The organism is Ramlibacter cellulosilyticus (assembly GCF_014297465.1).
Lineage (GTDB): Bacteria > Pseudomonadota > Gammaproteobacteria > Burkholderiales > Burkholderiaceae_C > Ramlibacter > Ramlibacter cellulosilyticus.
In genome coordinates this window covers 272,923-285,953 of sequence record NZ_JACORT010000005.1, presented here as the reverse complement: position 1 = coordinate 285,953, position 13,031 = coordinate 272,923, and the positions used below count along the sequence as shown (strand labels likewise).

Sequence of the window (13,031 nt, the reverse complement as noted above, 5' to 3'; positions counted from 1 at the left end):
CTTCCTTGCCAGAAAAAATCAGCGGCGCTTGCGCCGCGCGTTCATGTAGAGCAGCACGCCGACCACGCCGGCGGCGATCGCGGCCTTCTTGTAGAACCCCGCGCGGTTGTAGCGCCATTCGGCGGGGCCGCCCATCTCGCGGAAGACGTTCGGCACGTGGCCGTGGACCAGGTCGTCGATGATTCCCTCGACCACGTTCACGCGGTCCGCGAAGAGCAGCATCAGCCAGTGGCGCAGGTCGTTCTCGCTCCAGCGGAAAGCGGCGCCGCGGATCATTCCGGAGACGCCGCTGGGCGGCTGGGCGGTGCCGAACACGGGCGTGAGTCCGGGGCGTTCGGTCGAATGGAACACCTTCACCGTCGCCTTCTGGTGCTCGAGGTCGTCCCAGTGCTTGTTGATGAAGCGCGGCGGCGTGCGCTCCTTCGGGTAGGCGGGCCGCGCCTGCGGGTCGAGGTCCGCGCCCCAGCCCTCGATGCCGGCGGGCGGCTTGCGGCGCTGTTCCTCGGGCGAGGTCTTCTCGACGTAGATCGTCATGTCATCCGGTTGGTTGCTCATGTCGCCTCCGTTCAGTGCATCGCCATCTGCCGCTCGTACTGGCGGCCGGCCGGCGGGATCATCACGGGCTTGATGCAGTTGTCCAGCTTGCTCGAGAAGATGTGGTACGCGTCCGCGACGTCCTCCAGTTCGAAGCGGTGGGTGATGATCGCGCTTGGCTTGAGGCGGCCGGCCTGGATGTGCTCGATCAGCCGCGGCAGGTGGCGCTTCACCGCCGCCTGGTTCATGCGCAGCGTGAGGCCCTTGTTCAGCGCATTGCCGATCGGGACCATGTTGCCCGTGGGCCCGTACACGCCGACGATCGAGACCGTGCCGCCCTTGCGCGCCGAATTGATCGCCCAGTGCAGCACCGTCGCCGCGCCCGCCTGCAGCTTCATGTAGCGGCCGGTCAGTTGCTGCAGCATGCTGCCCACGGCCTCCGCGCCCACCGCGTCGATGCACACGTCCGCGCCCAGCCAGTCGGTCATCTTCTTGAGGTGGATGGCCATGTCGTCCACCTCCTTGAGGTTCACGGTCTCGCACTGGGCAAACTTGCGCGCGAACTCGAGCCGGTATTCGAGGTGGTCCACCACGATCACGCGGCCGGCGCCCATGAGCCAGGCGGACTTGGCGGCAAACAGGCCGACGGGACCGGCGCCGAACACGACCACCGTGTCGCCTTCCGCCACCTCGCCCATCTCCGCCGCCTGGTAGCCGGTGGGGCAGGCGTCGGTGAGCAGCACGGCGTCGTCCATGCTCAGGTCGTCGGGGATCTTGTGCGGACCCACGTCCGCCATCGGCACGCGGACGAACTCCGCCTGGCCGCCGTCGTAGCCACCGGTGCTGTGCGAATAGCCGTAGATGCCCCCGATGGCCGTGGCCTCGGGGTTCACGTTGTGGCAGTTGGAATAGAGCTCCTTCTGGCAGAAGAAGCAGCTGCCGCAGAAGATGTTGAAGGGCACCAGCACGTGGTCGCCCTTCTTGAGGCTCTGCACGGATGGGCCCACCTCCTCGACCACGCCGACGAACTCGTGGCCGAAGGTGTGCCCGACGCGCGTGTCCGGCACGAGGCCGTGGTAGAGGTGCAGGTCCGAGCCGCAGATGCACGAGCGCGTGACGCGCACGATGGCGTCGTTCGGGTGCTCGATGCGGGGCTCGGGCTTGTGGGTGGCGCGAACCCGGTAGGGACCGCGGTATTGCATGGCCAGCATTGAATCGTTCTCCCTGAAGGTGCTGGCGACCCATTCTGCGAATTCGAACCCAGCCTTTGTTATCTTTGATGCATCCTGTAGCAATGCAGACGCGCGTGCTGCCGCGTGCCACACAATGAGGAAAGCAATGGCCACTGTGAGTCTCATCGGCGCGCCCACCGACGTTGGCGCCAGCGTGCGCGGCGCCGGCATGGGGCCGGATGCGCTGCGCGTGGCCGGCCTCGCCGCCGCGCTGCAGGCGCAGGGCTTCGACGTCATCGATCGGGGCAACCTCGCGGGCCCGCCCAATCCGTGGCAGCAACCGGCGCAAGGCGTGCGCCACCTGCCCGAGGTGGTCGCGTGGAACCGCGCCGTGTTCGAGGCCGTGTCGACGGCGCTCGCGATGAACCATGTGCCGCTGCTCATGGGCGGGGACCACTGCCTGGCCATCGGCTCCATCAGCGCGGTCGCGCGGCAGTGCCGCCAGGAGCGCAAGAACCTGCGCGTGATCTGGCTCGACGCGCATACCGACGTCAACACCGAGACGATCAGCCCCAGCGGCAACATCCACGGCATGCCGGTCGCGTGCCTCCTGGGCCACGGACCGGCCGACCTCGTCGGCTGGAGCGGCGAGCGCGCGGCCATCGACGCGGGCAGCCTCGACTTCATCGGCATCCGCAGCGTCGACGCGGACGAGCGCCAGGCCATCAAGCAGATGGGCCTGCAGGTCTTCGACATGCGCCACATCGACGAGCACGGCATGCGCAACACGATGACCGAGGTGCTGCAGGACGTGGACGAGGACACGCACATCCACGTGAGCTTCGACCTGGACTGCCTCGACCCGATGGAGGCGCCCGGCGTCGGCACGGGCGTGCGCGGCGGCCCCACCTACCGCGAGATGCAGCTGTGCATGGAGATGATCGCGGACACGGGCCGGCTGGGCTCGCTGGACGTGGTGGAGATCAACCCGGCGCTGGACGTCCGCAACCGCACCGCGGAACTCGCCGTGGAATTCATCCAGAGCCTGTTCGGCGCCTCCACGCTGGTGCGCTAGGAGGGATCGCCCGGGAACCGCTGGGCCGCCGGACACGGTAGAGTCGCACCGTGACCCCCACCCCCTCCCGTCCGGGCGCCGAGAGCGCGAGCGAAGGCCGCCGCGTCGACGCCCTGCGCAGCCTGGCCGTGCTGGACACGCCGTCCGAGGCCTTGCTGGACGGGCTGGCGCGCGCGGCCGCGGCCGCCTGCGGCACGCCGGTGGCGATGATCAACCTGATCGACAACCGCCGGCAGTGGACGAAGGCGCGCGCGGGGTGGACCGGGCCGCTGGAAACGCCCATGGAAGAGGCGATCTGCCCGCTGGTGGTGGAGTCCGGCGAGTTCGTGGAAATCCCCGACACGCGCCGGGACGCGCGCGTGGCCGACAAGAGCTGCGTGCGCGACGCGCCCCGCATCGCCTTCTATGCCGGCGCACCGCTCACCACGCCGGAAGGGCACGTGATCGGCGCGCTCGCGGTCATCGACTTCCAGCCGCGGGCCGGCCTCGCGGCGGGCGAGCGTGCCGCACTGCAGGAACTCGCAGCCACCGTCGTCCAGGCGCTGCTGCTGCGCCAGGCAGCGCACCGGTCGCTGCAGGGCTCCAGCGAACAGATGTTCCGCGAGCTGTCGGAGTCGTGCCCGGTCGGCATCTTCCACACCGACGCGCGCGGGCAGGTGATCTACGGCAACCCGGAGGCGGCGCGCATCTTCGGCCGCCCGCTCGTCGAGCTCATGGGCGACCAGTGGGTCCAGTGGCTGCACGAGGACGATGAGGACGCCATGCTCGCCCTGTGGCAGCAGGCCGCCGCGGACGGCACCGTGTTCGACCACACCTACCGCGTGCGCCGGCCCGACGGGAGCGTGGTGCACGTGCGCGGCCGCTCGCAGGCCGTGCGCCTGCCCGACGGTTCCCCCGGCGGCTACGTCGGCTCCATCGAGGACGTGAGCGAGCAGGTGCGGTCGCAGGAGCAGATGCGCGCGAGCAACGAGTTCCTGGCGCGCGCCGAGCAGATCGCGGGCGTCGGTGCCTGGCGCTACAACCTGGTGACGCGCGAGATCTTCTGGACCAGCCAGACGCGCCGCATCTACGAACTGCCGCCCGACTACCAGCCGCGCGGCGACGAGCAGGCGCGGTACTTCGATGCCGAGGCGCAGAAGCTGATCCGCGATACGGCCATGGCCTGCATCGAGAACGGCCGGCCGTGGGACGTGCAGCTGCCGATGACGACGGCGCGCGGCCGCCGCGTGTGGGTGCGGTCGGTCGGACAGGTGGAGCGCCGCGACGGCAAGCCGTACGCGCTGGTCGGCGCGCTGCAGGACGTCACGGAGACGCAGCTCGCGCACGCCGCCCTGGAGCGCAGCCAGGAGCGTTTGCACCGCGCCCTGGAAGGCTCCGCGCTCGCCTTGTGGGACCTGGACGTGGCGGCCGAGGAGATCTACCTCTCCGAACAGTGGTCGGTGATGCTGGGCGGCAAGCCGCAGGAAACCTTCTGCACGGCGCAGCAGTTGCTGGAGCTGGTGCCGGCGGAGGACCTGCCCGCGATCGAGCTGGCGCTGAAGGACGTGCTGGCCGGGTCCTCGATGCGCTACGTGGTGCAGCACCGCGTGCGGCGGCGCGACGGCACGCTGCTGTGGATCCACAGCGAAGGACGGGTGGCGGAACGCGACGGCGAAGGCTCGCCGCTGCGCATGGTGGGCACCAACCGCGACATCACCCAGGCGCGCGCGGCCGAAGAGGAGCTGCGCATCGCGCGCGACGCGGCGGACCAGGCGAACAAGGCCAAGAGCCAGTTCCTGGCCACCATGAGCCACGAGATCCGCACGCCGCTGAACGGGATCATCGGCATGACGAAGCTGCTGCTCGATGAGAAGCTCACGCCGGAGGTGCGCCGCCATGCGGACCTGATCGACCGCAGCGCGCAGTCGCTGCTGGCGCTGGTGAACGACATCCTGGACGTCTCCAAGATCGAGGCCGGCCAGATGGAGATCGAGCGCGTGACCTTCGACCTGCAGGAGCTGCTGCAGGACCTGGCGACGCTGTACCGGCTGCGCGCGACGGAGAAGAGCCTGCTGTTCCGCGTGCGCATCGATCCGAACCTGCCACAGCACGTGGTGGCCGACCCGACGCGCCTGCGCCAGGTGCTGGTGAACCTGCTGGGCAACGCGCTGAAGTTCACGTCGACGGGCTGGATCGGCCTGGACGTGCGCGCGACGGCGGAAGAGGCCGCCCACGTCGTCGAGTTCACGATCGCGGACACGGGCATCGGCATCCCGCCGGACGTGCAGCCGCAGCTCTTCACGCGCTTCATGCAGGCGGACAGCTCCACGTCGCGCCAGTTCGGCGGCACGGGGCTGGGGCTGTCGATCGTGCGGCAGCTGGTGGACCTGATGGGCGGCACCGTGAACGTGACGAGCACGCCGGGCAAGGGTTCGCGCTTCACCGTCACGATTCCCTTGATCGCCGCGCAGGAGCCCGCGGCGGCCTCGATCTGGGTCGACCTCAGTCCCGCGGCCCCGTCGGCGCGCATCCTGCTGGCGGAGGACAACACGACCAACCAGGTCGTCGCGTTCGGAATGCTGCGCAAGCTGGGTTATGGCGACGTGAGCATCGCCAACGACGGCAAGGAAGCCTGCGAGATGGCGCAGCGCGAGACCTACGACCTGATCCTGATGGACTGCCAGATGCCGGAGATGGATGGCTACGAAGCCACGCGGCGCCTGCGCGAAGCGGGGATCACGGCGCCCATCGTGGCGATGACGGCCAACGCGATCAAAGGGGATCGCGAGCGCTGCATCGAAGCGGGGATGAACGACTACCTCACCAAGCCGATGGACCTGAAGACGCTGCGGGCCATGCTGGCGCGGTGGATCGGGGCGCAGCCTTCGCGGCTGGCGGACTTGCCGCTGTTCGACGCGAGTGCGATGCACTCGCGGTTTGGTGGGGACGAGGAGCTGAAGGAAGTGGCGCTGACGGCGTTTCGCTCGAGCACGCCCTCGTTGCTGGCGAAGATCCGGGTGGCGCTGGAGGCGGGGGATCGGAAGCAGCTGTCCCGGTTGGGCCACTCGGCGAAGGGTGGCGGGTCGATGATTGCTGCGGAGCGTTATGCGGGGATCGCGGCGGCGCTGGAGGAGCGCGCGGAATCGGCGCCGATGGAGGAACTGCAGCGGCTGGTGGAGGAGCTGCAGGTGGCGTTTGATTTGTTCGTGGCGATGGCGGTGTAGGGGGCGAAGGAAAGTCCCGCGCTGGTGCTATCAGTGCTGGATGGCGTGTCGCTGGAACGCGTCAGGGCATGCAGCAGGGAAGCTTCGTCCGTCCGGGGCGAACGCGAGTCGAATCAACCCAGGGCTCGTTCTCGACGAACGGTAGTGCCCGCCTTGCCTCCGCATTCTTACGGCGCAAGCGCCCCCGTGGAGCGGTGCGCCATAAGAAGTCTTGGTTTTCGCCCCAGCTTATGGCACAAGAAGAGGGGAAAAGCGAAATGAATCAGGAACTTGCTTGCGGACTCGCTGAGGTCTTATCGCGCAAGTGCGGGATAAGAGGGGGCGAGGTGCGGGCGAAATTACGTTAGACCTCAGATTCCGCGCACCCCCGTTCGCTGCGCCGGCCAAGCCCCTGGAGATCAAGGCAATGGACTTCTTTGACGACCATCCACCAAGGAAAGATTTTTGGCTGATGTTTAAAGTCTCGAGCCTTGAACGACTAACTCAGATGCGTAGCGGGCTCTTGTACATGAATAGCTTGGACTACTTTTCCAAGCTGCCTGGCGAGGAGCTGCTGCCTCTTCGGAAGGACGAGTTGGAAACTGTCTACGGTGTCCTTCGGGCAGGTCCCAATGCGCGAGGTTTCTCCAAGATCTCGATGAAAATTGGGGAGTCCGAAAAGGAGATCGATCTCGGTGCGAAGGCTGTTATCACTGCAACGTTCCCGCGCCCAAAGAACTACATGCTTTTCTGCATGGGTGCCTTTTCGGATGGTGTGGATGGAAAGATAACTGGGGAAGTTGATGGCAGGCTTTACTTTGACGAGAGATTTCTGCACTTCGGATCTCACGTTCTGTTAATTTCTAACGCCCCGGTCTTCGGAGAGAGGATATCCAAGGCGATCGCGGGCAACAAGGGCATCTTCGGATCAAAGTTCTTTCATGATGGATTCGGGCTGGTCCAGTACCGCTCCCTGGCCGACTACTCAGGGCCGAAGGGCCTTTACATGAAGGACGAACGATACTCTTGGCAGAGGGAGCTCAGGATCGCGCTCGGCGCCGAGGATCACCTTCTCAATGAATCGGGCGCCTTAGAGCTCAACATCGGAGACATCTCCGATATCAGCCAGATCGTTAGTGTTCAAGCCCTCATTGACGAGCCCTTCCGTATTAACCGAAGGCGCTACGCGGTCGTTGATGGACATCCAAGGTTGATAGATGATTAGACTGAATCGTCGAGCGCAGCTTCTGCGAGGTAGCCCCAAAACGTGCTCATCGCTGAGGTCTAACAAGTCGTTCGACGCGGACACGCACCGGCAGGGCGCCGCAAGCCGTGCGCGGGAGCATACGTCTTGCGGCGCCCTGCCGGTGCGTGCCGGTCAACTCCGACGTTAGACCGCGCGTCCGTCCCGTGCTCGGGCTTGACCGATCTGTAGCCCATAGGATACAATTCGCGCATGCGCGTGGAGATGACCGAGGTCTACCGAGACTGGATCAACTCTCTAAGAGATCGGGCTGGCCGCGCGCGGATTCAGGTGCGAGTGGATCGGCTAGTTCACGGGAATCCCGGCCAGTACCGGGTGCTGTCTGGCGGCGTGAGTGAACTGAAGATCGACTTCGGACCTGGGTATCGTGTGTATTACACCGAGCGCAAGGGCGTGCTGATCGTTCTTCTCGCTGGCGGCGACAAGTCGTCCCAGCAGAAGGACATCGAGACCGCGCTGGCGCTTGCGAAAGGTTTGCTGGAGTAGCTATGGCCAAGGCAGTCAAGGCAACGGAACCCGCGGCGCCGCGTACCAGGACGGTACCCTACGACATCGCAGAACAACTGCGGACGCCGGAAGAAATGGCGGCGTACCTCGATGCGTGGCTCGACGAAGCTCCCGAGGCCGCAGCGGGTATCGCGCGCGCACTGGGGGACATTGCTCGCGCGAAGGGGATGAGCCAAGTCGCGCGCGACGCGGGCCTTAGCCGAGAGAGTCTGTACAAGGCACTGAGCGAGAACGGCAACCCGAGCTTCGCCACGGTGCTAAAGGTCGCCCGGGCTCTCGGCGTCAAATTTCATGCCGAGGCCGCGTAGCTTGCGGTCGAACAGGTCGGTCGGCACGGACACGGCAAGGCGCCGCTCACCTTTACGCTAGACCTCGCCAGAGCCACCGATGCCTACGGACACCCTGGTGATCCTTTGCGTGGATGCCATTTGCGTGGTGGCGGTGGTCGTTGCATTTGTTCGTGGCAAGCCAGGATTTGTCGTGCCGCTGGCAGAAGCTGTGGTGATTCTCCCGGTGTCATTGCTCGGCGTCTTTGGCATGGGCCTTATCGATCAGCTGCAGTACACGGGGCACATCCCGACCCAACCGGCCCCTGTGGAGAATCTGATCGAACTGACGGCTGCATTCATCGGCGTCGTGGCACTGTGGACTGCCCTCCTGGTGCCGCCGTCGTGGTGGGCCAGGCTTCCCATCGTCGCCACGCTGATCGTCGCGGGCTTGTTCGCTGGAATCGTCGTTTCAGCCCGATTCATCGCGGAGTGGCACCAACTTGGCTACGGTACTGTGACCAATCCAGCAGCCTACATCCTGTTCTTGCCGGTTCTCGTGGCGGTTCATCAGGCTGTGAGGATCGCCAGGCACCTCATGTGCAAGACTCGTATCGCGCGAGCTTGATGGAAGCCCGGACCAGGCGTTCGTCCACGCGCAAGTCGATCACCATCCCGCTGTGGGTGCGCCTTGCCATCGCACTCGCGGGCGCGGCAGCGCTCACGCTGCTCGTGTACGTGCTGACGTTGGACGATTCGGGACGCGTCGGAGGCAAGGCGGCTTTCGTCGGCGGCGTCATCGCCCTTCCGTGGATCCTGGGCGCCAGGTCCGGGTGGTCGACGGCCCTCTCGATGGCCTTCGCGTTCGTCACTTGCTTCGCCGTGTGCTCCCTGGCGGTCTGGGTCCTCACGCGCGAGCGGCACCCGCGGGACGCGAACAGGACGAGCGACGCGGAGTAAGCTCCGTCTCCGCACGGGCACGGCGCCCAAGGGAGCACTCCATGCAGAGTTCCGACACACCGAAGGACGGAGACTTCGCTTCCTACCTGGAGGGTGGGAAGAAGCCTTCGGCCGAAGTTTCGGCCAGCCGCCCCGACGTGAGCGCGGAGGCGCCCTCGGAAGCGCCACCCCAGACGCTAGAGCAAGTCCTGGTCGAGGGCCAGGATCCGACCGAGGAATTCCTCGAGCGATGGAACGACCTGCAGAACGCGCCCGAGCTGTCCGACGAGGAGATCGAGCGGCAGGCGCTCGAAGCGGGTGGGGACGACGACGACCCGAACACGCCGGAGTGAGGAAGCGCGCATGCAAATCGCCGCCACCGTCAGGAGTTCCCTCGCAGGTCACGCAGCCGCCGTGCGTACGGGGGAAACGACGCAGTCCGTCCCGATTGCGCGCAAGTCAACCGGACCGGGGTCCGGCGTCAATGGCGGCGAGTTCCTGATGCTCGCCCTGGCCACCTGCTACTGCAACGACCTCTTCCGCGAAGCGCAACGCCTCGGCATCGCGATCGATGAAGTCGAGGTGGAGGCGCAGGCGGAGTTTCCGGGGATCGGGCTCGCGGCGACGGAGATCACGTATCGGGCGAGGGTGCGGTCGTCGGCGGGCGAGGAGAAGATCCGGCAGCTCCTGAAGGAGACGGATGCGGTCGCGGAGGTGCACAACACGGTGCGGGCGGGGGTGGGGGTGCGGCTGGTGAACGAGTAGCCGCGGGCGCAGACGCCGCGCGGTGGGGTTCGCTTGCGCTCACCTTCCGCGGCTTCGCCGCGCCACCCTACGAATTCCGGTTTCGCCGCGCCACCCGAAGCGCGGCGTTGAGGGCGGGCAGCGCAGCCGCCGCCCTTCCAAAGCTCCTACTGCGGCTCCAGGCCCACCTTCTTCACCAGCGTCGCGAAGCGCTGCAGCTCGCTGCGGAACATCGCGTTGGCCTGCTCCGTCGTGCTGACGTTGATGGTGTTGCCTTGCTTGGCCATCGCTTCCTTCACCGCCGGGTCATTGAAGGCGGCGACGACGGCGTCGTGCGCCTTCTTCACGTTGGCGGCGCTCAGGCCCTTGGGACCGATCACGGCGAACCAGGCGTCGGCGGAGAAGTTCGAGAGGCCCTGCTCGGCGAAGGTGGGGATCTCGGGCGCGGCCGGCGTGCGCTGCGCGGTCAGCAGGCCGATGGGACGCAGCGCGCCGCTCTTGATCTGGCCCTGCACGCTGGGCAGCGCCGCGGTGGCGAAGTCGATCTGGCCGCCCATGAGGTCGGTCACCATCGGTCCCACGCCCTTGTACGGGATGTGTTTCGCGTTCGCGCCGCCGGCTTCCAGCACCATCTCGCTCGCGAGGTGCAGGATGGTGCCGTTGCCGCCGGAGCCGAAGTTGTAGCCGCCCGGCTTGGCCTTCAGCGCGGTGAAGAACTCCTTCGCGTTGGCCACCGGCATCTTGTTCGGGTTCACCACCAGCACCATCGGCGTGGCGCCCACGACGGCGATCGGGGTGAAGTCGCCGGGCATGTCGAAGGGCAGCGACTTCAGCACGCTCGGGAAGATCACGACGTTGTTCGACACCACCGACAGCACGCTGCCGTCCGCGGGCGAGCGGGCCAGCGCCTGCAGGCCCACGACGCCGCCTGCGCCCGGCTGGTTGTCGACGACCACGCTGGCGCCCAGCGCCTTGCCGAGCGCCGGTGCCGCGGAGCGGGTGATCGTGTCCACGCCCGAGCCGGTGGCGTTGGGCAGGATGAACTTGACGGTGCTTTCCGCGAAGGCGTTGCCTGCGGCCGCGGCCGCGGCGATGGCCAGCAGCACGCTGCGGCGCGAGAAGTTCGAGTTGTGGTCTTGCATGTCTTGTCTCCTTGTCGGATGGTTCTCAGGCCACCACGGCCTGCTGCTTCAGGGTGTCGATCTCGGTGTCTCCCAGGCCCAGCGAGCGTAGCAGCTCGCGGCTGTGCGCACCGAGCGGCGGCGGGTCCAGCCGCACGCCGAGCCGCTCGCCCGCGAGGGTGAAGGGCAGCAGCGCGGTCTTGACCGTGTCGCCGGCGCGCGGGCCGTCGGGCAGCTTCACGTCGGCGAGGCCGCCGGTTGCGCGCAGGTGCTCGTCATCGTACAGGTCCTCCGGCCGGCGGATCGGTGCGAAAGGCAGCCCGGCCTGCTCCATCAGCGTCGCCAGTTCCGCGGCACCGCGGTGCTCGAGGCGCTCGCGCAGCGTGGCGAGCAGGCGGGGGCGCTGCTGCACGCGCTGGTTGTTGGTGGCGAGCTCGGGCTCGGCCTTCAGGTCGGCGAAGCCGAGCACGTCACAGAACTTGTTCCACTGGGCATCGCTCACGGCCGCGAGGAAGATCTGCTCGCCGTCCTTCACGCTGAAGACGTCGTACACGGCCCAGGGGTTGTCGCGCGCGGGCAGCGGCGCGGCCGGCTTGCCCGTCACGGCGTACTGCAGCATGTGCTGGCCGACGAGGAACACGTTGTTCTCGTAGAGCGCCGACTGCACCTCCATGCCCTTGCCGGTGATGCCGCGCTGGATCAGCGCGCCGAGCACGCCGACGGCCGCGAACAGGCCGCCCATGATGTCGTTCACGCTCGTGCCGGCGCGCAGCGGGTCGCCGGGCCGGCCCGTCATGTACGCGAGGCCGCCCATCATCTGCACCACTTCGTCGAGCGCGGTGCGGTGGTCGTACGGGCCCGGCAGGAAGCCCTTGCAGGTCGCGTAGATCAGCTTCGGATTGGAGGCGCTGAGCGACGCATGGTCCAGCCCGTACTTCTCCATCGTGCCGGGCTTGAAGTTCTCCGCGACGACATCCGCGCTCGCGCACAGCCTGCGCGCGAGTGCCGCGCCTTCCGGCTTGTGCAGGTCGATCGCGATGCTCTTCTTGTTGCGGTTGAACATGGGGAAGAAGCCGGCGCCCGCGCCCAGCAGCCGCCGCGTGCGGTCGCCGTCGATGGGCTCGACCTTGATCACTTCGGCACCGAGGTCCGCGAGCACCATGCCGCAGGTGGGGCCCATCACCATGTGGGTGAATTCGACGACGCGAAGTCCCTGGAGGGGGAGGCTGCGCTCAGGCATGGGCTGCCACCTTCATCGTCTTCGGCAGGCCCGTCTTCCAGATCGTGCCATGCGTGGGTTCGCCGGCCAGCCACTGCACGATCTTCGCGCGCAGGGCGAGCAGCTTGTCGAAGTCGAGCCCGGTCTCCACGCTCATGCTGTGCAGCATGTACGTGAGGTCTTCGGTCGCCACGTTGCCGCTCGCGCCCGGCGCATGCGGGCAGCCGCCGATGCCGGCGCTGCACGCGTCCAGGCGCGCGATGCCCAGCTGCAGCGCCGCGTAGCAGTTCGCCAGGCCCAGGCCGCGCGTGTCGTGGAAGTGGCCGGCCGCGAGCTTGTCGCCCGCGACCTTCAGCACGCGCTCGAACAGGCGGGAGACCATCGCCGGGTCCGCATAGCCCACCGTGTCGGCAAGGCTCACCGCGTCGACGCCGAGGTCCAGCACGGCCTGCACCAGGCGCACCACTTCCCCGGGAGCGACCTCACCCTGGATCGTGCAGCCGAAGGCGGTGCTGATGCCCACCTCGATCCGCGTCTTCGCGCCGCTCGCGTCGCGCTCGGCGCGGATGCGCGCGATCTCCGCGACCACGTCGTCGGGCGTCTTGCGCAGGTTGGCGAGGCTGTGCGCGTGGCTGGCCGACAGCGGCAGCAGCATCATCTCCGCCTTCGCCTCCAGCGCGCGCTGCGCGCCCTTCAGGTTGGGCACGAGCACGGTGGCGCGCAGGCCGGGCAGCGTCTGCGCGAAGGCGAGCACTTCGGCCGTGTCCGCCAGCTGCGGCAGCAGCTTCGGCGGCACGAAGGAGCCCACTTCGATCTCGCGTTCGCCGGCGTCGTAGGCGGCGCGGACCCATTCGATCTTGGCGGCGGTGGGCACGAGGGTCGCGACGCTCTGCAGGCCGTCGCGCAGGCCCATCTCGCGCACGACCACGCGGCGGGGCAGGGCGGCCGTCGCGGAAGGAGGTGTCGGTTGCATGGGGCGAGTCTAGAATTTCCAAAACGAGCGCTCTG

At 67.4% G+C, this 13,031-nt stretch carries 14 protein-coding genes; 9 read left to right on the top strand and 5 right to left on the bottom strand.

What is annotated here, in order from left to right:
• Positions 1-18 precede the first annotated feature (18 nt).
• The gene (locus H8N03_RS14125; RefSeq protein ID WP_255428207.1) at positions 19-555 is read right to left on the bottom strand and encodes a hypothetical protein; all 537 of its coding nucleotides are present in this window, start codon (positions 553-555) and stop codon (positions 19-21) included.
• Positions 556-566: 11 nt separating this feature from the next.
• Positions 567-1,745 carry a zinc-dependent alcohol dehydrogenase gene (locus H8N03_RS14120; RefSeq protein ID WP_187076820.1) on the bottom strand — a complete coding sequence of 393 codons (1,179 nt, stop codon included), beginning with the start codon at positions 1,743-1,745 and terminating at the stop codon, positions 567-569.
• A 127-nt stretch (positions 1,746-1,872) separates the two neighbouring features.
• Here H8N03_RS14120 and rocF point away from each other — a divergent pair, with 127 nt between their 5' ends.
• From rocF to H8N03_RS14075, 9 genes are all read left to right on the top strand, one after another.
• Positions 1,873-2,781, top strand: a complete 909-nt coding sequence (gene rocF, locus H8N03_RS14115; RefSeq protein WP_187076819.1) for an arginase — start codon at positions 1,873-1,875, stop codon at positions 2,779-2,781.
• Positions 2,782-2,831: 50 nt separating this feature from the next.
• Positions 2,832-5,984, top strand: coding sequence for a PAS domain-containing protein (locus tag H8N03_RS14110; RefSeq protein WP_187076818.1), 3,153 nt, complete (start codon positions 2,832-2,834; stop codon positions 5,982-5,984).
• 406 nt (positions 5,985-6,390) lie between these two features.
• Entirely contained in the window at positions 6,391-7,188 is a 798-nt protein-coding gene (locus H8N03_RS14105; protein WP_222622982.1) for a hypothetical protein, read from the top strand.
• A gap of 231 nt (positions 7,189-7,419) precedes the next feature.
• A complete protein-coding gene (locus tag H8N03_RS14100; RefSeq protein ID WP_187076817.1) occupies positions 7,420-7,713 on the top strand; it encodes a type II toxin-antitoxin system RelE/ParE family toxin in 294 nt (97 codons plus the stop codon).
• 2 nt (positions 7,714-7,715) lie between these two features.
• Positions 7,716-8,042, top strand: coding sequence for an addiction module antidote protein (locus H8N03_RS14095; RefSeq protein ID WP_187076816.1), 327 nt, complete (start codon positions 7,716-7,718; stop codon positions 8,040-8,042).
• A gap of 79 nt (positions 8,043-8,121) precedes the next feature.
• On the top strand, positions 8,122-8,628 hold the full coding sequence (locus H8N03_RS14090) for a hypothetical protein (protein WP_187076815.1): 507 nt from the start codon (positions 8,122-8,124) through the stop codon (positions 8,626-8,628).
• A complete protein-coding gene (locus H8N03_RS14085) occupies positions 8,628-8,960 on the top strand; it encodes a hypothetical protein (protein ID WP_187076814.1) in 333 nt (110 codons plus the stop codon). The genes H8N03_RS14090 and H8N03_RS14085 overlap by 1 nt, the downstream gene beginning before the upstream one ends.
• A 41-nt stretch (positions 8,961-9,001) precedes the next feature.
• Positions 9,002-9,292, top strand: coding sequence for a hypothetical protein (locus H8N03_RS14080; RefSeq protein ID WP_187076813.1), 291 nt, complete (start codon positions 9,002-9,004; stop codon positions 9,290-9,292).
• A 10-nt stretch (positions 9,293-9,302) separates the two neighbouring features.
• The gene (locus tag H8N03_RS14075; protein WP_187076812.1) at positions 9,303-9,704 is read left to right on the top strand and encodes an OsmC family protein; all 402 of its coding nucleotides are present in this window, start codon (positions 9,303-9,305) and stop codon (positions 9,702-9,704) included.
• Between the two features lie 146 nt (positions 9,705-9,850).
• Here H8N03_RS14075 and H8N03_RS14070 read toward each other — a convergent pair whose 3' ends face one another.
• Genes H8N03_RS14070 through H8N03_RS14060 form a run of 3 tightly spaced genes read right to left on the bottom strand, consistent with a single transcriptional unit; the run spans position 9,851 to position 12,996 of the window.
• The gene (locus H8N03_RS14070) at positions 9,851-10,825 is read right to left on the bottom strand and encodes a Bug family tripartite tricarboxylate transporter substrate binding protein (protein ID WP_187076811.1); all 975 of its coding nucleotides are present in this window, start codon (positions 10,823-10,825) and stop codon (positions 9,851-9,853) included.
• Between the two features lie 25 nt (positions 10,826-10,850).
• On the bottom strand, positions 10,851-12,044 hold the full coding sequence (locus H8N03_RS14065; RefSeq protein ID WP_187076810.1) for a CaiB/BaiF CoA transferase family protein: 1,194 nt from the start codon (positions 12,042-12,044) through the stop codon (positions 10,851-10,853).
• The gene (locus H8N03_RS14060) at positions 12,037-12,996 is read right to left on the bottom strand and encodes a hydroxymethylglutaryl-CoA lyase (protein ID WP_187076809.1); all 960 of its coding nucleotides are present in this window, start codon (positions 12,994-12,996) and stop codon (positions 12,037-12,039) included. The genes H8N03_RS14065 and H8N03_RS14060 overlap by 8 nt, the downstream gene beginning before the upstream one ends.
• Between the last annotated feature and the right edge of the window lie 35 nt (positions 12,997-13,031).

Bases quoted from the DNA above. Each gene is read 5' to 3' on its own strand.
- H8N03_RS14125 (WP_255428207.1), bottom strand. From the start codon at position 555: ATGAGCAACCAACCGGATGACATGACGATCTACGTCGAGAAGACCTCG.
- H8N03_RS14120 (WP_187076820.1), bottom strand. From the start codon at position 1,745: ATGCTGGCCATGCAATACCGCGGTCCCTACCGGGTTCGCGCCACCCAC.
- rocF (WP_187076819.1), top strand. From the start codon at position 1,873: ATGGCCACTGTGAGTCTCATCGGCGCGCCCACCGACGTTGGCGCCAGC.
- H8N03_RS14105 (WP_222622982.1), top strand. From the start codon at position 6,391: ATGGACTTCTTTGACGACCATCCACCAAGGAAAGATTTTTGGCTGATG.
- H8N03_RS14100 (WP_187076817.1), top strand. From the start codon at position 7,420: ATGCGCGTGGAGATGACCGAGGTCTACCGAGACTGGATCAACTCTCTA.
- H8N03_RS14095 (WP_187076816.1), top strand. From the start codon at position 7,716: ATGGCCAAGGCAGTCAAGGCAACGGAACCCGCGGCGCCGCGTACCAGG.
- H8N03_RS14090 (WP_187076815.1), top strand. From the start codon at position 8,122: ATGCCTACGGACACCCTGGTGATCCTTTGCGTGGATGCCATTTGCGTG.
- H8N03_RS14085 (WP_187076814.1), top strand. From the start codon at position 8,628: ATGGAAGCCCGGACCAGGCGTTCGTCCACGCGCAAGTCGATCACCATC.
- H8N03_RS14080 (WP_187076813.1), top strand. From the start codon at position 9,002: ATGCAGAGTTCCGACACACCGAAGGACGGAGACTTCGCTTCCTACCTG.
- H8N03_RS14075 (WP_187076812.1), top strand. From the start codon at position 9,303: ATGCAAATCGCCGCCACCGTCAGGAGTTCCCTCGCAGGTCACGCAGCC.
- H8N03_RS14070 (WP_187076811.1), bottom strand. From the start codon at position 10,825: ATGCAAGACCACAACTCGAACTTCTCGCGCCGCAGCGTGCTGCTGGCC.
- H8N03_RS14065 (WP_187076810.1), bottom strand. From the start codon at position 12,044: ATGCCTGAGCGCAGCCTCCCCCTCCAGGGACTTCGCGTCGTCGAATTC.
- H8N03_RS14060 (WP_187076809.1), bottom strand. From the start codon at position 12,996: ATGCAACCGACACCTCCTTCCGCGACGGCCGCCCTGCCCCGCCGCGTG.